The organism is Nonomuraea antimicrobica (assembly GCF_039536965.1).
GTDB lineage: Bacteria > Actinomycetota > Actinomycetes > Streptosporangiales > Streptosporangiaceae > Nonomuraea > Nonomuraea antimicrobica.
The window spans coordinates 61,727-87,060 of the sequence record NZ_BAAAZP010000003.1 but is presented as its reverse complement, the minus strand read 5'-3'; the positions used below and the strand labels follow the sequence as shown (position 1 = coordinate 87,060).

The window sequence follows — 25,334 nt, the reverse complement described above, 5'->3', positions numbered from 1 at the left end:
CCCTTTGTGAAACCCCTCGGGAGCGGTCACCCTTGAGTTGAGGACGGTGAGGCTCAATGATCACGGTTGTCGGCTGGGACGGGTCGGATCTCTCGGCCAGGGCGGTGGCCAAGCTGCACGAGGCCGGGCTCGTTGTCGGCCCCGACGCCGTCCTGCGACAGCTCGGGCTCACCTCGACGACCGCCGAGCAGGGGTCGCTGCTGGAGAGGATCGACGCCCACCTCGAACGCGGCGAGGGCCCGGCGGTCGTGGTCGCGGAGGGTGATCCCGGCTTCTTCGGCGTCGTACGCACGTTGCGGGCGCACGGCCTCAGCCCCGACGTGCTGCCGGCCATGCCGCTCGTCACCCGCGCCTTCGCCCGCGCCGGGCTCAACTGGGAGGACGCCCTGGTCGTGGCCCCGTCGGGCCCGGCCCAGCTCAACCGGGTGGTCAACGCCTGCCGCGCGCACCCCAAGGTCGCGCTGCTCGTCGCGCCCGGCGTCGGCCCCGGCGAGATCGCCAGAGAGCTGGCCCCCACCACGCCGCGCACGCTGATCGTGTGCGAGGACCTCGGCGGGCCCGACGAACGGGTCACGCACAGCCGCATGGGCGAGGCCACCACCCGGCCGTGGAAGGACCCCGACGTGGTGCTCGTCATCGACCCGCTGCACCGGCCCAGGGAGGCGGGCTGGGTGGCCGGGGCGCAGCCGGGGCCGTCCGAGTGGGCGCTGCCGTCCGAGGGCCCGCTGCCGCCGGAGGTGCGGGCGTACGTGCTGGCCAAGCTGGGCCCCCGGCTCGGCGACCTGGTGTGGGACGTGGGCGCGGGCGTCGGCCAGATCGCCGTCGAATGCGCCAGGCTGGGCGCGGCCGTCGTGGCCGTCGAACGCGACGAGGGCCGGTGCGCCCGGTTGCGCGCCAACGTGCTCGCACACGGCGTGAAAGTGGCCCTGGCCAGAGGGCAGGCGCCGCCCGCGCTGGAGCCGCTGCCCGACCCCGACGCCGTCTTCGTCGGCGGTGGCGGCCTCGACGTGATCCTGGCCTGCGCCGCCAGGGGCCCGCGCGCGCTGGTGTGCGCGCTGCGCAAGGTCGAGCAGGTCCCGGCCGTGCTGGAGCGGCTGCGCGATCAGGGCTATTGTGGCGAGGGCACCCAGATCCTGGCCTCGAAGCTCACGCTCGACCCCGACGGTTCACATCGTCTGAGCGCCTGCGACCCCGTGTTCGTGGTGCATGCGACGCCCGCGCACACAGCGTGACCTGTTCCCTACCGGTGTGCATCGGTTATCCTCGCGTGTCTTTGTCCACTGCTCCGGAGATCCCTCACGATGAAGCCGCCGCTCCTGCTGATCGGGCAGGGCTCACAGGATGACGCCTACGCCGCGGAGTTCGGCAGGTTCGTACACCGCCTGCGCTGCCGCCTCGACCAGACGGGCGCCGACGTCTCCGGCGGTTACCTGGAGCGGGCCACGCCCCGGCTGAGCGACTCCGTCGCCTCCCTGGTCGCCAGGGGGCACCACCGGCTGGTGGCGTTGCCGTTGAGCCTCAGCAGGGTGAGCGAGGAGTTCCCCGCCGCGATGGCGATCGAGCAGCAGCGCCACCCCACGCTCATGTACGACTACGGCCGCCCTCTCGGCCCCGACCCCCGCGTGCTTGCGCTGCTGGCCGAGCGGCTCAACGACGCCGCCACCGAGATCTCCAAGCCGCGCGCGCTCGAACTGGTGGGCGCCAGGCCCCGGCTGCGGGCCGTCGACTCCTCGCCGGCCGACGACCTCCACGCGCACGTCGAGCCGGGGGAGACCGCGGTGGTCCTGGTGGGCGAGGGCTCCACCGACGCGACCGCCAACGCCGAGATCCACCGGGTGTCGCGGCTGTTCTGGGAGACGCACGCCTACGACTTCATGACCGTCGAGACGGCGTTCGTGTCCGTCACCCCGCCCGGGGTGCCCGGCGGGCTCGAACGGTGCCGCCGGCTGGGGGCCAAGCGGGTGATCGTGGTGCCGTACCTGCTGTTCGCGGGGGGCATGCTGGAGCGCGTGTGGGCGCAGGCGCTGGCGTACGGCGCGGGGCACCCCGATCTCGACATCCGCTGTGCCGAGGTGATCGGCGACTGTGAGACGCTGGCCGACGTCGTGATCGACCGTTACGAGGAAGCGCTCCAGCTCGTCCCCTAAGTGGAGGTTTGTCGTGCTCGCTGAGACGCTGGCCGCGATTCGCCCGGCTGACCCGGGGGCGCTCGCCGAGGCCCGCGCCCATCAGGACCGCCTCACCAAGCCCCGCGGCTCGCTCGGCGTGCTCGAAGAGGTGGCCGTACGCCTCGCGGGCGCGGCCGGCGTGAGCCCGCCGCCCATGCCGGAGCCGGCCGCGCTGGCGATCTTCGCCGCCGACCACGGCGTGCACGCGCGCGGCGTCAGCCCGTGGCCGCAGGAGGTCACGGTGCAGATGGTCGCCAACTTCCTGTCCGGCGGGGCCGTCGCCAACGCCTTCGCCGCCCAGGCGGGCGCGTCGGTGACCGTGGTGGACATGGGCGTGGCCGCCGACCTGCCCGACGCTCCCGACCTGGTCAAGCACAAGGTCGCGTACGGCACCGCCGACCTGTCCGAGGGACCCGCGATGACCGCCGACCAGGCCGTCAGCGCGCTGGAGGCCGGCATCGCCGTGGCCAAGGGCCTGGTCGACGGGGGCGCGCGCTGCCTGATCACCGGAGACATGGGCATCGCCAACACCACCGCCTCCGCCGCCCTGGTCTCCGCGTTCACCGGCAAGGACCCGGCCGAGGTGACCGGCAGGGGCACGGGGATCGACGATGAGACACACGCGCACAAGGTCGGCGTCGTCCGCGCCGCGCTGCGCGCGAACGCGCTCACCGGCTTCGCCCCCAGCTCCCCTGGCGAGGTGTTGCGGGCCCTGGCAGGCGTCGGCGGGTTCGAGCACGCGGCCATCGCGGGCTTCGCCCTGTACGGCGCGGCGGCGCGCGTACCGGTGATCCTTGACGGCGTGATCGCCGGCGCGGCCGCCCTCGTGGCCGCCGCGCTCGCGCCTGCCGCCGTCGACCACTGGGTGGCCGGTCACCGCTCCGCCGAGCCGGGCCACACCGCCGCGCTCGCCCACCTCGGGCTGCGTCCGCTGGTGGAGCTGGAGTTGCGGCTCGGCGAGGGCACGGGCGGCCTGCTGGCCCATCCGATGGTGTGCGCGGCCGTACGGGTGATGCACGAGGTGGCCACGTTCGACTCGGCGGGAGTGACCGAGAAGCCCGTGTGATGATGGGAGACGCTGGAGGTGCGAACAGTGTCTCGTTATGGAGCCATGTACGGCCCGGACATCACGTTTCTCGGAGTCGACCGCTGCGACGTCGACGACCCGGCCACCTACGAGGACGCCGACGTGGTCATCATCGGCGCGCCTTTCGACGGCGGCACCAGCAACCGGCCGGGCGCCAGGTTCGGCCCCATGGCGCTGCGCCAGGCGTGCTACCTGCCGCACGACGGCTCCAGGCCCAGCCTGGCGCTGCGCGTCGACGCCCTGCGCGACCTGCGCGTGCTGGACGCCGGTGACGTGGAGTGCTATTCGGGTGACGTCGAGGGCTCGCTGGCGGCGATCGAGGAGGCGGTGCACCGGGTGGCGTCATCGGGCGCGATCCCGATGGTGCTCGGGGGCGACCACACGATCGCGCTGCCCGACGCGAGGGGCACGGCCAGGGCGCACGCGGCAGGACGCACCTCGATGCTCCACTTCGACGCGCACGCCGACACCGGCGACATCACGTTCGGCCACCTGTACGGGCACGGGCAGCCCATGCGCAGGCTCATCGAGTCGGGGGCCATCAGGGGTGACAGGTTCCTGCAGATCGGGCTGCGCGGCTACTGGCCGGAGCCGGAGACGCTGGGTTGGATGGCCGCCCAGCACATGCGTTCCTACGAGATGACCGAGATCGTGGCCCGCGGGCTCGACGAATGCCTGACCGAGTCGTTCCGGATCGCCCTCGACGAGTGCGACCAGATCTTCCTGTCGGTGGACATCGACGTCTGCGACCCCGGCCACGCCCCAGGCACCGGCACGCCCGAGCCCGGTGGCCTCACGGCCAGGCAGCTCCTCGACGCCGTCCGCCGGATCTGCTACGAGCTGCCGGTGGCCGGGATGGAGGTGGTCGAGGTGGCGCCGCCGTACGATCACGCGGACATCACCGCCCACCTCGGGAACCGGGTTATCCTTGAAGCCTTGTCAGCGATGGCCAGACGCCGTGAAGACGATGGGGGCGGGCCTCGCTGGGATCCTCGCCAGCCCCTTCTCGACGGGCGTTGACCCGTGCGCAGCAAATGACGGATGCGAAGCCGGTAGGTTTACCTCTGAAGACAACCAACCTCCGCGAACGGGAGATTCCCCCCATGGGTCCCTACCTCCTCGGCCTGCGGCTTTCCGGCCGCCGGGTCCTCGTCGTGGGCGGCGGGCACGTCGCGCAGCGGCGAGTGCCCGCGCTGCTAGAGGCCGGCGCGGAGGTCACCGTCGTCTCGCCGAGCGTCACACCGGCCCTCGACGACCTGATCGCCGCGGGCCGGGTCACTTGGCACGCCCGCCCCTACGAGGTCGGCGACTGCGACGGGGCCTGGCTCGTGCAGGCGTGCACCGATGACCGGTCGGTCAACACGGCGGTCGCCGCCGAGGCGGAGGCCAAGCGCGTGTGGTGCGTGCGCGCCGACGACAAAGACGCCTCCGCCGCCTGGACCCCGGCCAGCGGACGGGTCGACGAGATCGGCGTGGCCGTCACGGCGGGCGGCGACCCGCGCCGGGCCGCGGGCATCAGAGACGCGGTCGTCGAGGCGCTGCGCGACGGCACGGTCGACGCCCGCCGCAACCGCACCAAGCCGGTCGGCGTGGCCCTGGTCGGCGGCGGTCCCGGCGACCCCGGCCTGATCACGGTGCGCGGGCGGCAGTTGCTCGCCCAGGCCGACGTGGTGGTCGCCGACCGGCTCGCACCCCGGGCCCTGCTCGACGAGCTGGCCCCCGACGTCGAGCTGATCGACGCCGCCAAGGTGCCCTACGGCCGCGCGCTGTCCCAGGAGACGATCAACGAGCTGCTCGTCGACCGCGCCAGGCAGGGCAAGTTCGTGGTCCGGCTCAAGGGCGGCGACCCGTTCGTGTTCGGCCGGGGCGGCGAGGAGATGATCGCGTGCGCGGAGGCCGGCATCCCGGTGCTGGTCGTGCCCGGCATCACCAGCGCCGTCGCGGTGCCAGGCGCGGCCGGCGTACCGGTGACGCACCGCGGGGTCAGCCAGGCGTTCCACGTCATCTCGGTGCACGTGGCCCCCGACGACCCCAGGTCCACCGTCGACTGGCCCGCACTGGCGCGCTCCGAGGGCACCCTGGTGCTGATGATGGCCGTCGAGCGCCTGGCGAAGGTGACAGAGACACTCATCCGCGACGGACGTTCGCCGGAGACTCCCGTAATGGTGGTGCAGGACGGTACTCTTCCGACCCAGCGGGCGGTCAGCGCTTCGCTTTCCACCGTGGCCGACCGCGTCTCCGCGGCCGGGATACGGCCGCCTGCGATCGTCATCGTCGGCGACGTCGTGAGGGTCGGCCAGGAGGTCGAGATGGTTCGAGCGGAGCGCTTGCCGTGAACACGGCCATGGATGACGGGCAACAGGAGTCACCTGGGGAGCAGACGTTGAGCTTCCGCGCGGTGACCGACCAGGACCTCCACGAGGTCCGGCCCGACGACGCCCAGAAAGGCGCCCCAGAAGGCGCCCACGCCGAGCCCGCGGACGGCTCGGCCGGCCCTGAGGCCGACCGTGCCGCCGCCGGCGGCGGCTCCAGCGTTCACCGGGATCGTGGCGATCCTGACGCCTCTGGGGCTGAGGGCGGCACCCAGGCTCGCGGCGCTCAGGACGACGCGGATGCTCGCGAGGCTCCGGGCGGGGCGGACGACTTCGAGCCCTGGGGTGGCGCAGGCGCTCGCGAGGCTCCGGGAGGGCCGGACGACTTCGAACCCTGGGGCGGCGCAGGCGCTCGTGCGGCTCGGGGCGGGGCGGACGTTCGCGAGGAGCCCCCTGCGCGCAGGCCGTCGCTCTTCGAGAAGCCGGAGGCGCTGCGACGGCCCCCGGCCTCCGACGCGTCCTCGCCCGCCTTCCGGCCCGCCTTCGAGGAGCCCGAGCCCTCCTCCGAGCGCCCCTCCCTGTTCGTGAAGCCCGCCTCCCTCGGTGGCCCAGGTGTCCGCACGTCCTCGCCCTCTCCGGCGGCGAGCGAGCCGAGCGGCGGGGCGCGGCCGTCCACGCGAGATGACGAGCCCGCGCCACGCCTCGCCGACGCGGCAGGCACGACGACGGATGTTCCCGACGAGTCCGCGGATTTCCCTGATACGGCGGAAGCGGAGCCCGAGTTCGATCCAGGGCGCGCGGGGCTCGGGGCCGAGGGCGTCGAGTCCGGGGAAGCGGACGCCGGGCCGCGAGCCGACGCGTCCGATGCCGACTCCACAACTGGGTCCACAACTGGGTCCACGACCGAGCCTCCGACTGAGCCCGAGCCTGAGCCTGAGGAGTCCGACGAGCCGGAGACGGCCGAGACCGGCTCCGACGACGGCGAGTCGGCTTCCGAGCCCGGCGCCGGAGCGGCTGAGGCAGCGGCCGACTCCGCTGAGCGGGTGGCCGCGGCGGGCGTTGGGGCCGACCAGCCCGAGACCGAGAGGGCCGGTCGTGAGCGGGTGGAGGAGCTGCCCGCCGAAGTCGTCGAAGCCCTCACCTCGGCCCTCGGCGCCCTCCGCGAAAGCGTCGCCGACCTGCGCTTCAGCCTCGACCTGCCCGGTTCGGCGGAGGCCAGGCAGGCCCAGACCGACCTGCTGGCCCAGCTCGAGAACTACGTCCTGCCCAGGGTCAAGACCACCGCCGCCCCCGCCCTCATCGTGATCGCGGGCTCCACCGGCGCGGGCAAGTCCACCCTGGTCAACAGCCTCGCCGAGAAGCACGTCTCGCGCACCGGCGTACGCCGCCCGACCACCGGCACCCCCGTCCTGGTCTGCCACCCGGAAGACCACAAGTGGTTCGCGGAGGGAGAGCTGCTCGGCGGCCTCGAACGCCTGGAGCAGGCCACACCTGAAGCCGGGCTGGGCAGCCTGCTCATCGTCACCACCGAGAAGCTCCCGCAGGGCGTCGCGCTGCTCGACACCCCCGACATCGACTCGGTGGTCGAGGAGCACCACGAGGTCGCCCACCGCATGCTCGACGCCGCCGACCTGTGGATCTTCGTCACCACGGCGGCCCGCTACGCCGACGCCCCCGCCTGGAGCCTGCTGCGCCTGGCCAAGGAGCGGGGCGCGCGGCTGGCCATCGTCCTGTCGCGGGTGCCGCAGAGGTCGGCTGACGTGGTGCTCAAGCACTTCGTACGCATGCTCACCGAATACGGGCTCGGCGACATCGACAGGTTCGTCATCCACGAGTCGAAGGTGGCCGACGGGAGGCTGCCCGACAGTGAGGTGACCGACCTGCGGCTGTGGCTGGCCGAGCTGTCGGTGGACGAGGGGCGGCGGGCCCTGGCCGTACGCGAGACGCTCAACGGCGTGCTCAACAGCTTCCGCACCCGCGTACCCGCGCTGGCCAAGCACCTGGAGGCGCAGGTCGCGTTCAGGGCCGAGCTGCGCGGCGACGTGGAGGCGGCGTTCCTGAGCGCCCTGACCGAGATAGACAAGGCGTCCAAGAACGGCTCGCTGCTGCACGGCGAGGTGCTGGCCCGCTGGCAGGACTTCGCGGGCTCGGGCGACCTCATGCGCTCGCTCCAGGTCCGCAGGCGCGGCCGGCCGGACAGGCAGGCGCCGGAGCGGGTGCTGGCGTTCAAGGCGGCGATCCGTACCGGCCTCGAATCGGTCATCGTGGCCGCGGCCAACCGCGCCTCGGAGGAGGTGGTGGCGCGCTGGCGGCACCGTTCGGGGCTGGGGGCCAAGCTGGGGGAGAGTCTCGACCGGCCGTCCGACGACCTCGCACGCCACACCGGCCGGGCCATCGCGTCCTGGCAGGAGCACCTGAGCGAGCTGGTACGCACGGAGGGTGTGGCCAAGCGGTCGGTGTCGAAGCTGGTGTCGTTCGATCCCGACTCGCTCGCCCTGATCTTCATGGTCGCCATGTTCAGCGGGGGCAACGGTGAAGGAGTGCCCCACAGGCTGGTCAACGCCGTGCTCGGCGCCGAGTCGCTGCGCGGCATCGGGGCCAAGGCGTTCAGCGACCTGCGGGCCAGGATCGGCATGTTGTTCGACGAGGAAGCAATGCGTTACGTGCAAGCGCTCGACTCCGCGGGCATTCCGGACGAGTCCGTCGCCACCCGCCTCTACCAGGCGACGTACAACCTCGAGGTCGCTCGATGACCACGATGACCACCAGGCCAGGGCTCGCTCCGCGGCTGACCGCGCTCACCAAGGTGGTGGAGCTGGGGCCGGGGCGGCTGGACAAGAAACTGCTCAAAGAGGCCAACGAGCTGCTGCGGCGGGCCGGTGAGCGGCTCAAGCTGTCGTCAGACCACACCGTCGTCGCACTCGCGGGTGGCACCGGCAGCGGCAAGTCGTCGCTGTTCAACGCGATCTCGGGGCTGGAGCTGTCGCCGACCGGCGTACGCAGGCCGACCACCGCCCGCACACACGCCTGCGTGTGGGGGCTGGAGGGCGCCGGGCCGCTGCTCGACTGGCTGCAGATCCAGTGGCGGCACCGCTTCTCGCGGGCCAGCGCGCTCGACAAGGGCGACAGCCAGTTGCACGGGCTGATCCTGCTCGACCTGCCCGACCACGACTCGATCCGGGCGCTCACCGACACCGAGGCCGACCGGCTCATCGGGCTGGCCGACCTGGTGGTGTGGGTGCTCGACCCGCAGAAGTACGCCGACGCCTCCACGCACCGGCGCTACGTCACGGAGCTGGCCGGGCACGAGGCGGTCACCGTGTTCGCGCTCAACCAGGCCGACCGGCTGACCACCGAAGAGCTGGCCGAGCTGGTCATCGACCTCAACGACCTGCTGCGCCGCGAAGGCGTCGAACACCCCAGCGTGGTCCCGACCTCCGCGGTCACCGGGCGGGGCGTCGAGAGCCTCAAGAGCGTGATCGCGACCGCGGTCACCCGGCGGCGGGCCGCCATCCAGAAGCTCGAAGCCGACCTGCACCGGCTGGAGCAGAAGCTCAGCCAGGCGATGCCCATGGGGGAGGCGCTGTCGGCGCCGTCCGCCGTCGACGAGGCCCGCCGGATGGGGTTGACGGACGCGCTGTGTGACGCCGTGGGCGTACCGGCTGTGGGCGAGGCCATGGAGAACGTCTACGCGGAGCGGTCGAACCAGTTTGTCGGATGGCCGTACCCGAGGTGGTTCGCGAAGTTCCGTCCCGATCCGTTGAAGAGCCTCAAGCTGGAGGACGTCGGCCAGGAGATCCGCGGCATCTCGAGCACCACGGTGAGCGCTCAGTCGGCCGAGGTCTCCAACGCGGTGCAGGCGCTGGCCGACGGGCTGTCCCAGGGGATGGACCCGGTGTGGCGCACCGCCGTGCACCAGGCGGCGCGCTCCCGGTCGACCCAGCTCCCGCAGGCTTTGACGGAAGACCTCACGGAGGTCGCGCCGCAGCTCGACCGCGTACCGGCGTGGTGGCGGCTGCTCAAGATCTGGCAGTACTTCCTGGTGGTGGCGTTCGTGGCCGGGCTCGCCTGGCTGGCGGTGGGGCTGTTGCTGCCCGGCCAGCCTCCGTCGTCCCTCGAACTGCTGGGCGACACGGCGACGCTGCCGTGGGTGGGGCTCATGATGGCCTCCGTACTGGGGCTGGGGGCTCTGTCCGGCATCGCGTCGCGGAACTTCGTGGAGCTGGGGGCGTCGAGGGAGCGCGAGCGGCTCGAACGGGAGATGCGGCGCCGGGTCGCGGCGGTGTCGGCGACCATGGTGGTGGAGCCGGTGGAGCGGGAGCTCGGACGTCACCATGCCTTCTACACGGCCATGCGAGACCTGTCGGTGTGACCGCTGGGCGCGGCGAGTAGGCGGCTGCGTCGGCGGTGGCCACGGCTTGGTGTGATCGCGGCGGTGGTGGCCGTGGCTTGCGGTGGTCAGGGCTTCTGGTGGCTACGGCTTGCGGCGGTTGCGGCTTTGTGGTGGCTACGGCTTGTGGTGGTCACGGCTTTGTGGTGGCTACGGCTGCGGTGGCTACGGCTGCGGTGGCTACGACCTGCGGTGGTCACGGCCTGCGGTGGTCACGGCCTGCGGTGGTCATGGCTGCGGTGGTCACGGCGCTCTCCGCTGCCATCCGCGTCGTGCGCGGTCCAGGCCCTATTGCCGTCATCCACAGCCTCAACGCTCACCCTCTCCCTTTTCCACAGAACCGCGTTCGGCCTCTCCCCGGCCCGCCCTCCCACGGCACCGTGTCCTCAGGTCGCGGGCAGTCGGCCCGCCGTATGGGAGGCACGGGATGAACGACATCTACATCACGCTCACCGGCAACGTCGCAGCGGAGCCGAGGCAGTACAGCTTCGACGAGGGCGTCAAGGTCACCTCGCTGAGGGTGCTCACGTCCCACCGCTATTTCGACAGGAAGACCGGCCAGTGGACGGACGGCGAAAAGGTCTGCTTCACGGTCCGCTGCTGGCGGGCGCTGGGGGAGAACGTCGCGGCGTCCGTACGGGCGGGCCAACCCGTGGTGGTGTCGGGCAAGTTGCGCATCCGCGAGTTCGGCGGAGAGGGCGACCGCCGCTTCGTCCCCGAGATCGAGGCCAGCGCGGTGGGCCACGACCTGCGCTGGGGCACCGGCGTCTTCACCAAGCCCGAAAGGGGCGGCATCGGCACGATGAGCAGGGAGATGCGCGACCGGCTGGACGAGGAGACCCGCGACTGGGCAATGGGCACGCGTCCCGCCCAACGCCCTGGGCACCGCCCCGGCTTCACCGAGGCACCTGACGCATCCCACGCCGACGGGCCCGCCCGCCAAGAGGGGGCGGATGACGGCACGGTCCACCCGCTGACGACGAGGGAGGATGGGGCCCGTACCTGGGGGTCGGAGGAGGGCGCTCTACACACGTGGGAGTCGGAGGGCGGCACCGTACGCACCTTGGGCCAGACCGACGACACGGTCCGCATCCTGGGCGCGAGGGGTGATATGGAGGAGCCCGAGACGAGGGCTGACGGCGCGAACGAAGACGGCGACGCCGCGCAACCTGCACTGGAGGAACGCGCAGCCGCGTAACCGAGTCGCCCGCGTCACTAAGCGCTTCTGCCGCAAAGCGCTTCCGCCACTGAGCGCTCCTGCTATTGAACGCCCGCGCAACCCAGGCACCCGCACAGCGGCGAGCGGCGGCCCGGCCGGGGCACCCGCTTAGCCCAAGCGGGTGCGTGCCTGAAGTCGGGTGAGTAGCTCAAGCAGGTGTGTAGCCGAGTGCGCGCTGAACGGGCATGGGCTCGACGAGCGCGAGCCGGATGGACGTCGGCTGGACGGGCATGGCCGGATGGGCGCTGGCTGGATGGGCGTGGGCTGGGCGGGCATGGCCGGGCGGGCGCTGGCCGGATGGGCGTGCGCTGGACGAGCGCCGGTTGGGCGGGCATGGCCGGATGGGCGCGGGTCGGATGAGTTCGGGTCGGATGGGTTCCCGACCCGTGCCCCACAGCCCTGCGTCCCCACAGCCCTGCGTCCCCAGCTCCGAGCCCTCAAGCCCGAAGCCCCCAAGCCCCAAGCCCTGAGTTCTGAGAGTCCTGAGTCCCCAAGCTCTGAGCCCTCGGCTCTGAGCCGCCCCAGCCCCGAGACTCGTGCACGTCCAGCCTCGTCTCGTCGCACTCGCCCCCGTGTCCGCCAGCCTTGTGCGCGCCCACGCGGCCCGTGCCCATCGGACCCGGACCCCATCGGACCCGGACCCCATCGGACCCGGTCAGGTCCATGGTCGGAGTCGGGTGGTCAGGTTCATGGTTGAGGGTGCCCGTTCGGTGACATGTGTGATGCCGTCCCGTGAGTCATCTCAGCCGGTGAGTCGTACGGAGACGGGCGCATGACGGTGTGGTCGGCGCAGCGGTGAGTGGTCGAAGCGGGGCGTAGAGCCGAGGAGGCAGGCGAGGCTGACGGCGGCGAGAGGGCCGGGAAATGCGGCGCCGGATGCTGGGGGCGTCCGCGCGACCCGTGCTTGGGCGGCCGGCGTGGCCCATGCGCGCGGCTCATGAGAGCGGGCCGCGCGCGTGGGCCGTTTCGGGTGTCGTGCCTGCTCACAGGCGGAGGGGAGTGGGGGAAGTGAGCGTAGCGATCAAACCGGAATGGAGGGGAGAAGGGGGCCACCGGCCGAGTCCCGACGACACCCTCAGGGACCGCCGATGGTGTGTTGCCCGTGTCAGATACCTAGAGCATCTGTCACGTCCAGGTCACGCCCCGAACCATGGCTGCTCCTTTCCAGCACGGCTCTTTTGTCACGTCCCGCTCGTGGATTGAGCAGGTGTGTTCCTTGCCAACGTATCGGTTCCCATCGCACAACGCACACTCCGCAATTATTGTGTTACACATCGTTAGTTTGGGAGGAGACGGGATGGCGGTGACGAGTCACGCCTCGATCAAGTCTCGCGACGCTGTGTCAACGCTGGCCGACCGCTGGCCACTGCTTGGGCAACGTCGCCCGCTCGTGGTCTACCTGTGCGCGATTGTCGCTCTTGATCTCGTCGCGATCGTCGTGTTCTCGGCTACTACCGTTTTCCAGTGGCGCGACGCGCTCACGTTCACCGCCCTCATGGCGTGCGGAGCGGTGTGCATCGAGGCCACCAGGCGGCTGGGAATGCCCGCAGGGGTGTCCCGTGACCTGCTGTCGGCATGGTGGCTGCCCGTGGCACTGCTGCTGCCGCCGGTGTACGCGCTCTTCGCCCCCATCGTGCTGCAGATCCTGCTCCAGGTCCGCGTACGGGCGACCGTGCTCTACCGCCGGGTGTTCAGCTCGGCCGCCATCGGGCTGGCCGGGTGCACCGCCTCCCTGGTGTTCCACCGGCTCGTGGACGATCCGTGGGTGCTGTCGCAGGGCAGTGGGCCGCCGATCCTCTTCGCGGTGGCGGCCGCCGTGCTCTTCTCCCTGCTCAACATCGCGCTCATCGCCATCGCCGCACACACGGCCGACCCCGACATGAGCTGGCGGGAGGTTCTGTGGAACCGGGAGAGCGTGCTGCTGGACATCGTCGAGCTCTGCCTCGGGGTCACGGTCTCCATCGCTTGCGGTCTCAACCTGGCCCTGCTGCTTCTCGCCCTGCCGCCCGTGGTGCTGCTGCAACGCAGCCTCCTGCACGCGCAACTCCAGGCCGCAGCCCGTACGGACGCCAAGACCGGCCTGCTCAACGCCGCCGCGTGGCAGCGTGAGGCCGACACCGAGATCGTCAGAGCCCGCCGCACCGGCGACTCGCTGGCACTGCTGATCATCGACATCGACCACTTCAAACGGGTCAACGACGCTCATGGCCACCTCGTCGGCGATCAGGTGCTGGTCGGGGTGGCCTCGTTGTTGCGCAACCAGCTCCGCGAGTATGACGTGGTGGGGCGGTTCGGGGGTGAGGAGTTTGTGGTCCTGCTGCCGGGGGCGGACATCGACGAGGCCCGCCAGGTGGCCGAACGCCTGCGCGTCGGCATCGGGCGTATGGCCGTGCCCGTTGACGACACTCTGGTCAGGGTCACGGTCTCGACCGGGGTGGCGTTGATGAGCGTGCACGGTGACGACCTGATCGATCTGCTGACGGCTGCGGACCTGGCCCTTTACCGGGCCAAGGAGCTGGGACGCGATCGGGTCTGCATCCCCGCCGTGCCGCCTCCCCCGCCTCCCCAGCCGCCACCTCCCACTCTCCCCAACGACACCCCCACTCCCTGACTCCAACCCCCCATCCCCACCTTCTCGCTCCGAGGCCCACTTCCGTCCGCACCTTCTGGCTCCAATGCCCACCCCCACCCCCTGGCTTAAACGCCGACTTCTGCTCCCGCTTCGTGGTTCCGGGGCCCGCTTCTGCTCCACTTCCTGGCTCTGAGGCCCGCTTCCACTCCACCTCCTGGCTGCAACGCCCACCCCCGCCCTCATCCCCTGGCTCCAACGCCCGACTTCCACTTGCTTCTTGTTCGGGCGTGTCCCTTGGCCGGGTCGGTTTGGCCGGGCTGGTTTGCGGTTGGGGCTGGAGCTTGTGGGGGTGGGTGGAGGCCGTGGTTTGCGGCTGGTGGTGGTGGGAGTTGGGGATGTTCACCTGCGCTTCGAGGGTTCGGTCTGCACCTTGTGAGCGTGGTCGCGGACCGTACGCAAGAGGAGCGGCGGAAGCCTGGGCTGGGAACCCCTAAGCTAGGGGGCATGCCGGAGTACATCTACACCCTGCAGCGCGTGCGCAAGGCGCACGGTGACAAGGTTGTCCTCGACAATGTCACGCTGTCGTTCCTGCCCGGAGCCAAGATCGGTGTTCTGGGGCCGAACGGCACCGGGAAGTCGACGTTGCTCCGGATGATGGCCGGCCTGGAGCAGCCGTCCAACGGTGAGGCCAAGCTCATGCCGGGCTTCACGGTCGGCATGCTCCAGCAGGAGCCGCCGCTCAACGAGGAGAAGACCGTCCTCGGTAATGTGCAGGAGGGCGTCGCCGAGACGATGGCGATGCTCCAGCGCTACAACGACATCGCCGAGCAGATGGCCACCGACTACAGCGACGAGTTGCTGGAGGAGATGGGCAAGCTCCAGGAGCAGCTCGAGCACCGCAACGCCTGGGACCTCGACAGTCAGCTCGAGCAGGCCATGGACGCCCTGCGCTGTCCGCCGCCCGACGCCGAGGTGGCCAAGCTGTCCGGTGGTGAGCGCCGCCGGGTCGCGCTGTGCAAGCTGCTGCTCGAAGCGCCCGACCTGCTCCTGCTCGACGAGCCCACCAACCACCTCGACGCCGAGAGCGTGCAGTGGCTGGAGCAGCACCTGGAGAAATACGCCGGCACCGTGCTGGCCGTCACCCACGACCGCTACTTCCTCGACAACGTCGCCGGCTGGATCCTGGAGCTCGACCGGGGCCGTGCGTTCGTCTACGAGGGCAACTACTCCACCTACCTGGACGCCAAGACCCAGCGGCTCAGGGTCGAGGGCCAGAAGGACGTTAAGCGCAAGAAGCGCCTGGAAGATGAGCTCGAGTGGGTCCGGTCCAACCCGAAGGCCCGCCAGACGAAGAGCAAGGCCCGACTCCAGCGCTACGAGGAGATGGCCGCCGAGGCCGACAAGTTCCGCAAGCTGGACTTTGACGAGATCCAGATCCCGCCGGGCCCGCGCCTGGGCACCACGGTGATCAAGGCCGATGAGCTGACCAAGGGGTTCGGCGACCGGCTGCTGATGGAGGGGCTGACGTTCGACCTGCCGCGTAACGGCATCGTCGGCATCATCGGCCCCAACGGCGTCGGTAAGACGACGCTGTTCCGCATGATCACCGGCGGCGAGACGCCCGACACGGGCGCGATCATCGTTGGTGACACGGTCAAGATCTCCTACGCCGACCAGAGCCGGGGCGGCATCGACCCCAGCAAGAACGTGTGGGAGGTCGTCTCCGACGGGCTCGACCACATCAAGGTCGGCAACGTGGAGATGCCGTCGCGGGCGTACATCGCGGCGTTCGGGTTCAAGGGGCCCGACCAGCAGAAGAAGTCCGGGGTGCTGTCGGGCGGCGAGCGTAACCGGCTCAACCTGGCACTCACGCTCAAGCAGGGCGGCAACGTGCTGCTGCTGGACGAGCCCACCAACGACCTCGACACCGAGACCCTGTCGTCGCTGGAAAACGCGCTGCTCGACTTCCCGGGCTGTGCCGTGATCACCTCCCACGACCGGTGGTTCCTCGACCGCATCGCGACCCACATCCTGGCTTGGGAGGAAGGGTCGAACTGGTTCTGGTTCGAGGGCAACTTCGCGGACTATGAGAAGAACAAGATCGAACGGCTGGGTGCCGACGCGGCGCGTCCGCACCGGGTGACGTACCGGAAGCTGCACCGAGACTGAGCGACTGATCGAAGGGTTCCCCCGCAGAGCGCAGTGCGAGAGGTCGTGCGCCGCTGGGCTTAGGTTCCTGGGTGCTGGGCTCAGGTTCCTGGGGTGTCGTGAGTGGATTGTCGGCCCCGTGCCGCCCCCACCGATGAAGGGTGGTGGTGGCGGCAAGGAGGGTCGTGTCGTGGCTTTGCGGCTTCCGGACCGCCCTGAGGGCTGGCGTTACGTGTTCTGCCTGTCAGGGGGGTCGGGCTGGTTTCGGTGTCTCTGTTATGGCTTTGTCGGCACCTTGGCCAGGGCGGCGAGTGACTCGACGAAGAAGTAGATCACCCGGAAGAAGCCCAGCACGTCGCCTCGTTCGAGGCGCAGCCTCCGGTACATGACCATCCGTCCGGGATCGGCGCCCTCCAGCAGTTCGCGCCAGGCGGCCTCGCCTGCGACCAGTACGTAGTCGGCCGCGCCCGGGTCGGATGTGATCTCCGCCGCCGTGCAGGTGCCGTCCTTCCAGGCCAGCAGCACGTACGTGCCCGTCTCCCGCACGCCGAGCGCCCACGTGGCGGTGTGTCCGGAGCGGGCCCGTTCGATCCAGTTCCAGTACGACGGCAGCTTGCGCTCCCGCTCGGCGGCGGAGGGACCGGTGTTCACGGAGGCGCGTACGGCCTGGGCCCATTCGTCGGTGAACCAGCGCACGCCTCAGCCTCCGGCCAGCTCGGGTTCGATGCGGGAGACCTGTTCGCGGAGGTCGGGCGCGAGCGCGATGCCCACGTCCGTCAGCTTCATGTCGAGCTGGCGGATCATGAGCCGCTGGACCTCCTCGGGCGTCCAGCCGAGCGACTCCAGCGCGAGCCGGTGGCTGGTGGCGCCGTTGATGGCCAGGATCGTGCGCAGGGTCTCGTGGATCTGCAGCAGCAGCCTCGGATCCTCCCGTACGGAGTCGCGCAGGAACCGCATCCCGAACTGCACGTGCCTGGCCTCGTCGCGGCACGTCGCGGTGAACCCGGTGTAGTAACCCGGCAGGAACCCCCGCTCCCGGCAGTAGGTGAGCGTGATCTTCATGACGGTCAGCGCGAGCACACCCTCGATCCACAAGAAGTACGTGGTGCCGTAACGCACCCTGGCCGCCGGGTCCTCGGGATCCCTGCGCAGCTCGTCGGCCTGGTACGCCAGCAGGCCGAACGGCCCCACGAACGTCTCCGACACGTGCTCGAACGACGCGTCCAGCACCTCCTGGACGGTGTCGCCCGGCATGCCGACCACCTCGCGGTAGAAGCGGTCGAAGAAGACGGTGTGGCGGGCCTCGTCCTCGATCTGGCTGGACATGTAGATCTTGGACTCCTCGGAGCCGCCCAGCATGAACACCGGCAGCTCCACCTCCACCTGCCGCTCCCCGTGGTGGAAGCCGGCGGAGATCCCGACGAAGGCGTCGCGCTCCTCCCGCGTCATGCGTTCGCGCCAGTCGAGGACGTCCTGGGAGAAGTCCAGCTCGTAGACGTCCCACCGCTGGCGTAGGTAGCGCCGGTACAGCTCGGTGTAGCTGGGCAGCCGTTTGAGGTCGCGGTGCAGGTAGGCGAGCACGTCGTCGATGTCGAGATCGCGGATCTGGCGCAGGTCGGAATCGCCGACGCCGGGCCTGTCGGTCATGCTTCCGCCTCCCCGACGGCGAATGCGGCGGTGGTGCGCGTGGTACGCCGCCACGGCCCATTGAACCTCAGGATCGCCGGGATGAACAGGACGAGGCAGCCGAGCGCCGTGACGAGCCCTGCCTGCTCGGGCGGCCGTTCGTTCATCCGTGCGTGGGTGAGGGCTGGGGCGGTGAGGGGCACGGGCAGGTGATGTGCGGGCCGCTAGAATGACATTCTAGGATTGTCTAGAGTGAGGAGCCCCCGTGGACCTGGACGGCCTCGACATGTCCTTCGATCACACGGCTGTGGCCGCGCCCCGGATCAGGGATCTGCTGCCGATCTACCACGATCTGCTCGGCGGACGGCATCTCGGCGGCGGGGGCGACCAGCGGGTGGCGGGCTATCGCACGCTGCAGCTCACGTACGCGAACGGGGGCAAGGTCGAGCTCATGGAGCCGCTGGCCGGATCGACGTTCTTCGACAGCTTCTTCGAGCTCACCCGGGGGAGGGGCGGCGTCCACCACCTGAACTTCCACGTCGGCGACCTCAGGGCCGCCGTGGCCGCGCTGACCGAACGCGGCTATCGTCTGCACGGTCTCAACCGGTCGGACGTTCGCTGGCAGGAGGTGTTCCTGCACCCGAAGGAGGCGCACGGCGTACTGATCCAGCTTGCCCAGCCGGGGCCGCGCGAGCCGGGTGAGCCGCGTCCGACGCTGGAGGAGGTGCTGGCCGGGCGCGGCAGGAACGGCAACGGGATTCCCAGCCCTTGAGTGCGCCGAATGTCCCCGAAGGCCGGCGCTGCTGGGCGTGGTGCTGCGGGTGATGGCTGGACGGTGTGGGGCGGCGGCGTGGTGCTGTTCCGGGCGACTGGGCGACTGGGCGGCCGGGTGGTCGGGTGGTCGGGCGGCCGGATGGCCGGGTGGTCGGGCGGCCGGGCGGGTTGAGGGGCGGCTGTTGTCGCTTGTAGTACTTTTAGGGGACTTGTCGGCCGTGCATGGCCCTGCTCACTCTTCCGGCATGCCTTCGCGTTCTGAGCCCAGGGGACACGACGTGATTCGCATCGCGGTGATCGACGACCACGAGCTGATCCGCCATGGCCTGGAGTACCTCCTCCACCGCTCCGACGACCTCAAGGTCGTGCTCCGGGGCGCCGGTATCGGTGACCTGCGCGACTCGGATCTGGACCACGACGTGCTGATCCTCGATCTGTACCTGGCCACCGACCGGCCGTGCGTGGCCGAGATCAGGGAGCTGTCGGCGGTCACCAGGGTGCTGGTCGTCTCCGCCTCGGGGCGGCCCGCCGACGTGCTGGCCGCCGTCCGTTCGGGCGCCAACGGGTACGTCACCAAGGACGCCCCCGCCGAGCTCGTCGTGGACGCCGTGCGTACGGTGGCGGCGGGCGGCTTCTACCTGTCGGCCGGACTGGCCGACATCCTGCAGCGCGAGCTGGACTCGCCCGGTCCCGGCTTCGGCTCCGGCTCTGATTCTGCGCTGCCGCGGTTGTCGGAGCGGGAGGAGCAGACGTTGTCCTACATCGCCCAGGGGTTCACCCACGCGCAGATCGCCCGCCGGATGGACATCAGCAAGGCGACCGTGGACACCTATGTCGAGCGGATCAGGACCAAACTGCAGGTCGGCAACAAGGCCCAGCTCACTCGCGCGGCCCTGGACCGTCTCGAACGCCGCCACCGGCCATGACCGCGGACGCCGCCCGCGAGCCGGACACCGCGCGTGAGGTGGACACCGCGCGTGAGGTGGAGGCGGCACGTGAGGTGGAGGCGGTCCGTGAGTGAGGCGGAGGCCGGCCAGAGGGCGGGTGTGGCGGGCCGTGAGTCGGGGGTGGCGGCCGTTGAGCGTACTCGGGCGGTGGCGGTTTTCGCGCTTCAGATGGGATCGGTGGTGTTGTGCGGGTCGCTGGAGGTGATCGGCGACGCGCGGTGGGCAGGCGTCTGGCCGATGCCCGCCCTGCTGGCGCTTCTCGTGCTGACCGGTCTGGCGATCTCCGCGCCGGCCGGGATCCGTCGCAGGCTTCCGTCACGGTGGTTGTTCGCCGCGCACTACGCGAGCGTGGCGGTGATCTGCGTGGCCGCCCCGCGGCTGGCTCACGACCTTGTGGTGGTCTGGTGGCCGGGCAGCGCGCTGCCGTACGTGCTGCTCACGGCCGTGATGACAGGTGTCTCGTACCGGTCGTGGCAGGCGGTGGCGGCGTGGGTGGGCGTGCTGGGCGGGGCGTTCACGTACGGGAGCGTCATGACCGGCGACGAGTGGTGGGCGGTGCTGCCGCACGTGGCCGGGATGGTGGCCAACGCCGGCGTGGCCTGGTACGTGACCAGGATCCTCACCAGGAACGCCGGTGACCTGGATCGGGCGCGGGCCGAGGAGGTGCTGCGTACCGCGCAGCTCTCGGAGGAGCGCGAGCGTGCGAGGACAGCCCGGCTCCTGCACGACCGGATCCTGCAGACGTTGGAGGCGCTGGTCAGGGACGGATGGATCGCCGACGACGGGGTACGGGCGCGGGTGGCGGAGGAGTCGCGGTGGCTGCGGGCGTACCTGAGGGGTGATGACGGCGACCCGGAGGGCGACGTGCTGGCCGTGCTGGAGACGGTGGTGCGGCAGGCCGTGGGGACGGGGTTGCACGTGGAGTTCAACGCGGGTCGCCTGCGGGGCTCCCCGGACCGCGAACGGGTGCCTCCGGAGATCGCCGACGCGCTGGCGGGCGCGCTGCGCGAGGCCCTGACGAACGTGGCCAAGCACGCCGGGGTCCGGCACGCCGTGGTGTGGGCGGAGAGCCGGGCGGGCGTGCTCACGCTGAGCGTCCTCGATCACGGACGCGGCTTCGACCCGGCCCGCCGCCCGCCGGGTCTCGGGATCGCCCGCTCGATCGTCGACCGCGCCACCGCCGTGGGCGGCACCGCCACCGTCGACTCCGCCGCCGGAGAGGGCACTCACGTCACCGTACGGGTGCCGCTCCCGTCTCCGGTCTAGCCACGTACGGTCGCGCCGGGGCGTAGGCGGGGAACGCTCGACCGCATTTGAATTCAATTCTAGAATTTGCTGGGCTACGATGGCCGCATGGCGCGCAAGTCCTCGTGGGAGTGGAGCCGTACGGCCCAGACCCGTAAAAGCATGCTGCAGGCGGCTCGCGAGGTCTTCAGCGAGCACGGCTTCGCCGACTCCAGCGTCTCCGAGGTGGTCTCCCGGGCCGGTTCCAGCGTCGGCAGTCTCTACCACCACTTCGGCGGCAAGACCGAGCTGTTCCTCGCGCTCTACGAGGATCACCAGGCCGCCCACGAGCAGGCGTCCGCCTCCAGCGTGGCCAGGGCCAGGAAGGAAGGCGTCGACGACCCCGTGGAGCTGCTGATCGCGGGGGCTCGGGCGTACCTCGCGGGGGCTTGGGAGCGGCGTGACCTCGTCCGGCTCTTCATCGACGGCGACGGGCCGCCGGGGTTCGAGCTGATCCGGCGTACGCGGGGGCGAGAGTGGGTGCGTCAGAACGCGGTGCTGCTGGGGGCCGGGGGTGATCCCCTCGACAGGTTCACGGTGGCCGTGCTGACCAGCATCATCGGCGAGGCCGCGCGGGAGGTGGCCACCTCCGACAGTGAGAAGGAGGCGCAGGAGGTCATCGAGGCGGCGATGACGCTGATCCGCCGCCTCGACCCGCTCCAGGTGCTCGACGAGACCTGACCCAACCCGCTCCGCGACGAACGAGACCCGACCCGGCCAGCTCCGCGACGCGCGAGACCTAACCCAACCCGCCCCCGTGACGAACGAGATCAGATTCCGCCCGGAGGCGTCGTCAGGTGATGGTCGCGCGGCCGTGGTCGAGGGCCACGGTCCCGTCGTCCTTGGTGGTCCTGAACAGCACCTCGTCCCCGTCCACCCAGATCGACACCGTCAGCGTCTCCCCGGGGAACACCGGGCTGGAGAAGCGTCCCGACATGGCCTTGAAGCGTCCCGGGTCCGACCCGGCCACCGTGTGCAGCAGCGCTCGGCCCGCCACCCCGTACGTGCACAGCCCGTGCAGGATCGGCCGGTCGAAGCCGGCCCTGGCGGCGAACTCCGGGTCGCTGTGCAGCGGGTTGAGGTCGCCGGACAGCCGGTAGAGCAGCGCCTGCTCCGGACGCGTCGAGCAGGTCACCCGGTGGTCGGGCGCCCGGTCCGGCGGGCTCCACGGGTCGCGCGGCCCCCGGTCGCCGCCGAAGCCGCCCTCGCCCCTGATGAACACCGAGCTGCGCGTGACGATCATCAGCTCGCCGCTGTCCGGGTCCACGGCCCTGGACTCGATGGTCACCAGCGCCCCCGACCCCTTGTCGTAGATCCCGGTCACCGTCGAGCGGGTCCGTACGCCTCCGGCCGGAGGCAGCTCCCGGTGCAGCTCGAAGCCCTGCTCGGCGTGGAGCAGCAGGGCGGGGTCGAAGTCGCCCAGCTGGGGCCTCGGCGCCTGCGCCGCCAGCACGGCGAACGTCGGCAGCACCCGCTGCCCCCTCTCCGTCGTGAACTCCAGCTCGGCGGTGCCGGCTCCGACGCCGAGGGCGTACAGCATGGTGTCCTTCGCGGTCCACGTACGCTCTTGGGCCGGTCCTTCGACACCCACCAGTGAGTGGTCGAGCGGCATGTCAGTCCTCCCGTCCGGGGATGCGGCCGTTGGTGAGGGCGTTCTGGGCGGCCTGGCCGACCAGGGCCGGGATGACCGCGCCCAGCTCGGCCGGGTCCCACCTGCCGCCCTTGTCCACGCCGGGCCCGGCGTGCCAGCCCTCGGCCACGCTGATCGCGCCCGCGCGCACGTTGAACACCCGGCCGGTGATGTCCCGGGCCTCGGCGCTCGACAGCCAGACGACCAGCGGCGCGATGTCGCCGGGGTCGGCACCGGACGAGCCCTCCGGCATGAGGCCCTCGGTCATGCGGGTCAGCGCGGCGGGGGCGATCGCGTTGACGGTCACGCCGTAGCGCGCCAGCTCCTTGGCCGCGATGACCGTGAGGCCCGCGATGCCCGCCTTGGCGGCGCCGTAGTTACCCTGCCCCGGGTTGCCGTAGATGCCGGAGGACGAGGTCGTGTTGACGATCCGGGCGTCCACCGGCTCGCCCGCCTTGGCCCTCGCCCGCCAGTACGCGGCGGCGTGGCGCAGCGGCGCGAACGTGCCGCGCAGGTGCACCCTGATCACGGCGTCCCACTCGTCGGCGGTCATGTTGACGAGCATCCGGTCGCGCAGGATGCCCGCGTTGTTGACCAGTACGTCCAGCGTGCCGAAGCGGTCGACGGCCGCGCGGACCAGCCGTTCGGCGCCGTCGAAGTCGGAGACGTCCTCGCCGTTGACGACCGCCTGGCCGCCCATGGCCTCGATCTCGGCCACCACCCCGGCCGCCGCCCGCGACGACCCCGTGCCGTCCACCTCCGCACCCAGGTCGTTGACCACCACCTTCGCACCCTGCCTGGCGAACTCCAGCGCGTGTCCCCGTCCGATGCCTCTGGCCGCACCTGTGACGATCACCACGCGACCCTCGACGATCCCGCTCATCCGACACCTCATCCCTGACCGGCAGACGATCTGAATAGGATTCTAGAAAAGCTCGGCTCCGTGCCCGGCGACCGCTCGATGGTCGCGTTCTCGGTGCCGACCGTGCCGACCGTGCCGACCGTGCCGACCGTGCTGACCGTGCTGACCGTGCCGACCTGTCCGGCCCGGCGCGAGGCCACCCGGCAAAGCCCGGTACGGTTGCGGACGTGGTTGAACGCACCCCGTACGAACGGCACATCTATCCGCGCACGGTGAGATTCGGCGATGTCGACTCCCAGGGTCACGTGAACAACGTGCGCTTCCTCGACTACCTCGAGGACGCCCGCTTCGGCATGTTCCACATCGATCCGTACAACGCCGGCGAAGAGCCGTTCAAGGGCCTGGTCGTGACCCGCCACGAGATCGACTACCGCCGCCCGCTCGGCTTCCGCGCCGCCCCCGTACGCGTCGAGACCTGGGTGACCGAGATCAGGCCGGTACGCTTCACGCTCCGCTACGAGATCGTCGACGACGAGGCCCTCTACGTCACCGCCCTGTCCGTGCTGGCGGCCTACGACGTCGAGCGGGCCGCGCCGCGCAGGCTCAGCGAGGGGGAGCTGGCCTACCTCAAACGGTTCGCGGAGTAGCGCGCGGGATGCGACGGTGGCTGATGCTGGCGCTGGGCGTCAACGCGCACGCCAGCGTCACTCTGGGGCTGTTCGGCCTGCCTCTGGTCATGCCCGAAATATTGCGACATTTCAACGTCTTACTGCCCGTGGGTGGCCTCATTGGCAACGCCCCGGCTCTGGGGATTCTGTGCGCCCTCGTCGCCTGGGGCGCGCTGGCCGACCGGCACGGCGAGCGGCTGGTCCTGGGCCTCGGCGTGGGGCTGGCCGCCGCGCTGTTCGCCGTCACGGCCTTCGTCGAGCAGACGTGGGCGGTGGTCTCGCTGCTGGCGCTATCGGGGGCGGCGGGCTCGGCCGCGATGGTCGGCGGCGGGCGGATCGTGCTGCGCTGGTTCGAGCCGCCGGAACGCGGGGTCGCCATGGGCCTGCGCCAGGTCTCCTTCACCCTCGGCATGGCCGTGGCCGCCTTCACGCTGCCGCCCATGGCCCAGGCGTACGGGCTGTCCGGCGTGCTGCTGCTCTGCTCCGGCGTGAGCCTGCTGGCCGCCGTTCTGGCCGCGCTGTTCATGGCCGAGCCGCCGCACCCGATCTCCGGGGCGCGGGCGGAACGGGCGCCCTCGCCGTACCGGCAGGCCGCGCTCTGGCGGGTGCACGCCACCAGCGCCCTGCACGTCGTGCCGCAGGTCGTGGTCAGCACGTACGGCGTGGACTGCCTGGTCACGGTCTACGGCTGGGACGACGTGGCCGCCGGGCGGCTGTTCGGGGTGGCGGCCATCGGCGGGGCCGTCGTACGCATCGCCGCCGGGCGCTGGTCCGACCGTACGGGGCTGCGCATGCGGCCCCTGCTCCTGCTCACCCTCTGGAACCTGGCCGTGCTGGCCCTGCTGGTCGCCGGGACGTTCACCGTCAGCGCCCTGGGCGTGGGGACGCTCGTCGTGGCGGCGGTGATGACCGTGGCGGGCAACGGGCTGGCGTACCTGTCGGCGGGCGAGCTGGCCGGACCCGGCTGGGCGGGCAAGGTGCTCGGCACCCACAACACCGTCCAGAACAGCGTCTCGCTCGTGGTCACGCCGCTTGCCGGGGCGCTGATGCTGAGCACCGGCTACTGGGCCGGGTTCGCCGTCGGCCTGGTGTGCGCCGTGGCGTCGCTGCCCGTCATCCCCTTCCGCGGCGAGCGGCCCCGAGGGTCGTGACCCGGCGCCCTCCGGTGGAGAAAAGCACTCCCTCGGGGGGAGTCCAGCCACTCCCCGGTATGAGGAATGGAACTCCGCGTGGCACGCCGTCAGGGGAAGTCAGACGGGCGCGTCAGGTGGGGGAGTTGATCAGGCTGTGGGCCGCGTAGACCAGATAGTCCCAGAGCCGGGTCTCCTGCTCGTCCGGCAGGCCGAGCGAGTCGACCGCGTCGCGCATGTGCCGCAGCCAGGCGTCGCGCTCCGGCTCGCCGATCACGAACGGCATGTGCCGCATCCGCAGCCGGGGGTGGCCGCGCTGCTCGCTGTAGGTCTTGGGGCCGCCCCAGTATTGGATCAGGAAGCCCCGCAGCCGCTCCTCGGCGCCCGTCAGATCGGGCTCCGGGTAGAGCGGCCGCAGGAGCGGGTCTTCCGCGACCCCCTCGTAGAAGCGCTGTACGAGGCGCCTGAAGGTCTCCTCGCCTCCGACGGCGTCGTAAAAGGAGGTCTCTGTCACGGT

At 71.0% G+C, this 25,334-nt stretch carries 23 protein-coding genes; 17 read left to right on the top strand and 6 right to left on the bottom strand.

Annotated features, from left to right (window positions below):
* Positions 1-56 precede the first annotated feature (56 nt).
* The 10 genes from ABD844_RS00465 (at position 57) to ettA (ending at position 15,917) form a co-directional block, all read left to right on the top strand.
* Positions 57-1,232 (top strand): bifunctional cobalt-precorrin-7 (C(5))-methyltransferase/cobalt-precorrin-6B (C(15))-methyltransferase, encoded by a 1,176-nt coding sequence (locus tag ABD844_RS00465; protein WP_344871707.1) that lies wholly within the window; start codon positions 57-59, stop codon positions 1,230-1,232.
* A 69-nt stretch (positions 1,233-1,301) separates the two neighbouring features.
* Positions 1,302-2,147 (top strand): sirohydrochlorin chelatase, encoded by an 846-nt coding sequence (locus ABD844_RS00460; protein WP_344871705.1) that lies wholly within the window; start codon positions 1,302-1,304, stop codon positions 2,145-2,147.
* A 13-nt stretch (positions 2,148-2,160) separates the two neighbouring features.
* The gene (cobT, locus tag ABD844_RS00455) at positions 2,161-3,234 is read left to right on the top strand and encodes a nicotinate-nucleotide--dimethylbenzimidazole phosphoribosyltransferase (protein WP_344871704.1); all 1,074 of its coding nucleotides are present in this window, start codon (positions 2,161-2,163) and stop codon (positions 3,232-3,234) included.
* Between the two features lie 27 nt (positions 3,235-3,261).
* Entirely contained in the window at positions 3,262-4,275 is a 1,014-nt protein-coding gene (speB, locus tag ABD844_RS00450) for an agmatinase (protein ID WP_344871702.1), read from the top strand.
* Positions 4,276-4,358: 83 nt separating this feature from the next.
* Entirely contained in the window at positions 4,359-5,591 is a 1,233-nt protein-coding gene (cobA, locus tag ABD844_RS00445) for a uroporphyrinogen-III C-methyltransferase (RefSeq protein ID WP_344871700.1), read from the top strand.
* A complete protein-coding gene (locus ABD844_RS00440) occupies positions 5,588-8,320 on the top strand; it encodes a dynamin family protein (protein ID WP_344871698.1) in 2,733 nt (910 codons plus the stop codon). Before cobA ends, ABD844_RS00440 begins: the two co-directional genes overlap by 4 nt.
* Entirely contained in the window at positions 8,317-9,939 is a 1,623-nt protein-coding gene (locus ABD844_RS00435; protein WP_344871696.1) for a YfjP family GTPase, read from the top strand. Before ABD844_RS00440 ends, ABD844_RS00435 begins: the two co-directional genes overlap by 4 nt.
* Positions 9,940-10,384: 445 nt before the next feature.
* Positions 10,385-11,155 carry a single-stranded DNA-binding protein gene (locus ABD844_RS00430; protein WP_344871694.1) on the top strand — a complete coding sequence of 257 codons (771 nt, stop codon included), beginning with the start codon at positions 10,385-10,387 and terminating at the stop codon, positions 11,153-11,155.
* 1,318 nt (positions 11,156-12,473) lie between these two features.
* Positions 12,474-13,787: a GGDEF domain-containing protein gene (locus ABD844_RS00425; protein WP_344871692.1), complete on the top strand. Its 1,314-nt coding sequence runs from the start codon at positions 12,474-12,476 to the stop codon at positions 13,785-13,787.
* Between the two features lie 465 nt (positions 13,788-14,252).
* Entirely contained in the window at positions 14,253-15,917 is a 1,665-nt protein-coding gene (ettA, locus tag ABD844_RS00420; protein WP_344871690.1) for an energy-dependent translational throttle protein EttA, read from the top strand.
* 255 nt (positions 15,918-16,172) lie between these two features.
* Here the strand turns inward: ettA and ABD844_RS00415 are convergent, their stop codons facing one another.
* Genes ABD844_RS00415 through ABD844_RS00405 form a run of 3 tightly spaced genes read right to left on the bottom strand, consistent with a single transcriptional unit; the run spans position 16,173 to position 17,689 of the window.
* On the bottom strand, positions 16,173-16,592 hold the full coding sequence (locus ABD844_RS00415; RefSeq protein ID WP_344871688.1) for a hypothetical protein: 420 nt from the start codon (positions 16,590-16,592) through the stop codon (positions 16,173-16,175).
* 3 nt (positions 16,593-16,595) lie between these two features.
* Positions 16,596-17,543, bottom strand: coding sequence for a ribonucleotide-diphosphate reductase subunit beta (locus tag ABD844_RS00410; RefSeq protein WP_344871686.1), 948 nt, complete (start codon positions 17,541-17,543; stop codon positions 16,596-16,598).
* Positions 17,540-17,689, bottom strand: coding sequence for a hypothetical protein (locus ABD844_RS00405; RefSeq protein ID WP_344871684.1), 150 nt, complete (start codon positions 17,687-17,689; stop codon positions 17,540-17,542). Before ABD844_RS00405 ends, ABD844_RS00410 begins: the two co-directional genes overlap by 4 nt.
* A 98-nt stretch (positions 17,690-17,787) precedes the next feature.
* Between ABD844_RS00405 and ABD844_RS00400 the strand changes: the two genes are divergently transcribed.
* The 4 genes from ABD844_RS00400 (at position 17,788) to ABD844_RS00385 (ending at position 21,208) form a co-directional block, all read left to right on the top strand.
* A complete protein-coding gene (locus ABD844_RS00400) occupies positions 17,788-18,294 on the top strand; it encodes a VOC family protein (RefSeq protein ID WP_344871682.1) in 507 nt (168 codons plus the stop codon).
* Positions 18,295-18,541: 247 nt separating this feature from the next.
* The gene (locus ABD844_RS00395; protein WP_344871680.1) at positions 18,542-19,222 is read left to right on the top strand and encodes a LuxR C-terminal-related transcriptional regulator; all 681 of its coding nucleotides are present in this window, start codon (positions 18,542-18,544) and stop codon (positions 19,220-19,222) included.
* A gap of 87 nt (positions 19,223-19,309) precedes the next feature.
* The gene (locus ABD844_RS00390; RefSeq protein WP_344871678.1) at positions 19,310-20,509 is read left to right on the top strand and encodes a sensor histidine kinase; all 1,200 of its coding nucleotides are present in this window, start codon (positions 19,310-19,312) and stop codon (positions 20,507-20,509) included.
* An 87-nt stretch (positions 20,510-20,596) separates the two neighbouring features.
* Positions 20,597-21,208: a TetR/AcrR family transcriptional regulator gene (locus ABD844_RS00385; protein ID WP_344871676.1), complete on the top strand. Its 612-nt coding sequence runs from the start codon at positions 20,597-20,599 to the stop codon at positions 21,206-21,208.
* A 112-nt stretch (positions 21,209-21,320) separates the two neighbouring features.
* Here the strand turns inward: ABD844_RS00385 and ABD844_RS00380 are convergent, their stop codons facing one another.
* Together ABD844_RS00380 and ABD844_RS00375 are read right to left on the bottom strand one after the other, a co-directional pair.
* Positions 21,321-22,139 (bottom strand): MaoC/PaaZ C-terminal domain-containing protein, encoded by an 819-nt coding sequence (locus ABD844_RS00380; RefSeq protein WP_344871674.1) that lies wholly within the window; start codon positions 22,137-22,139, stop codon positions 21,321-21,323.
* A gap of 1 nt (position 22,140) precedes the next feature.
* A complete protein-coding gene (locus ABD844_RS00375) occupies positions 22,141-23,040 on the bottom strand; it encodes an SDR family oxidoreductase (RefSeq protein WP_344871672.1) in 900 nt (299 codons plus the stop codon).
* 60 nt (positions 23,041-23,100) lie between these two features.
* On the opposite strand from ABD844_RS00375, the gene ABD844_RS00370 reads away from it, so the two are divergent.
* Genes ABD844_RS00370 through ABD844_RS00360 form a run of 3 tightly spaced genes read left to right on the top strand, consistent with a single transcriptional unit; the run spans position 23,101 to position 24,838 of the window.
* A complete protein-coding gene (locus ABD844_RS00370; RefSeq protein ID WP_344871670.1) occupies positions 23,101-23,295 on the top strand; it encodes a hypothetical protein in 195 nt (64 codons plus the stop codon).
* Positions 23,247-23,666, top strand: a complete 420-nt coding sequence (locus tag ABD844_RS00365) for an acyl-CoA thioesterase (protein ID WP_344871668.1) — start codon at positions 23,247-23,249, stop codon at positions 23,664-23,666. The genes ABD844_RS00370 and ABD844_RS00365 overlap by 49 nt, the downstream gene beginning before the upstream one ends.
* A gap of 8 nt (positions 23,667-23,674) precedes the next feature.
* Positions 23,675-24,838 (top strand): MFS transporter, encoded by a 1,164-nt coding sequence (locus ABD844_RS00360; protein ID WP_344871666.1) that lies wholly within the window; start codon positions 23,675-23,677, stop codon positions 24,836-24,838.
* A gap of 112 nt (positions 24,839-24,950) precedes the next feature.
* On the opposite strand, the gene ABD844_RS00355 is transcribed toward ABD844_RS00360, so the two are convergent.
* Positions 24,951-25,331, bottom strand: a complete 381-nt coding sequence (locus ABD844_RS00355; protein ID WP_344871665.1) for a globin — start codon at positions 25,329-25,331, stop codon at positions 24,951-24,953.
* Positions 25,332-25,334: the final 3 nt, after the last annotated feature.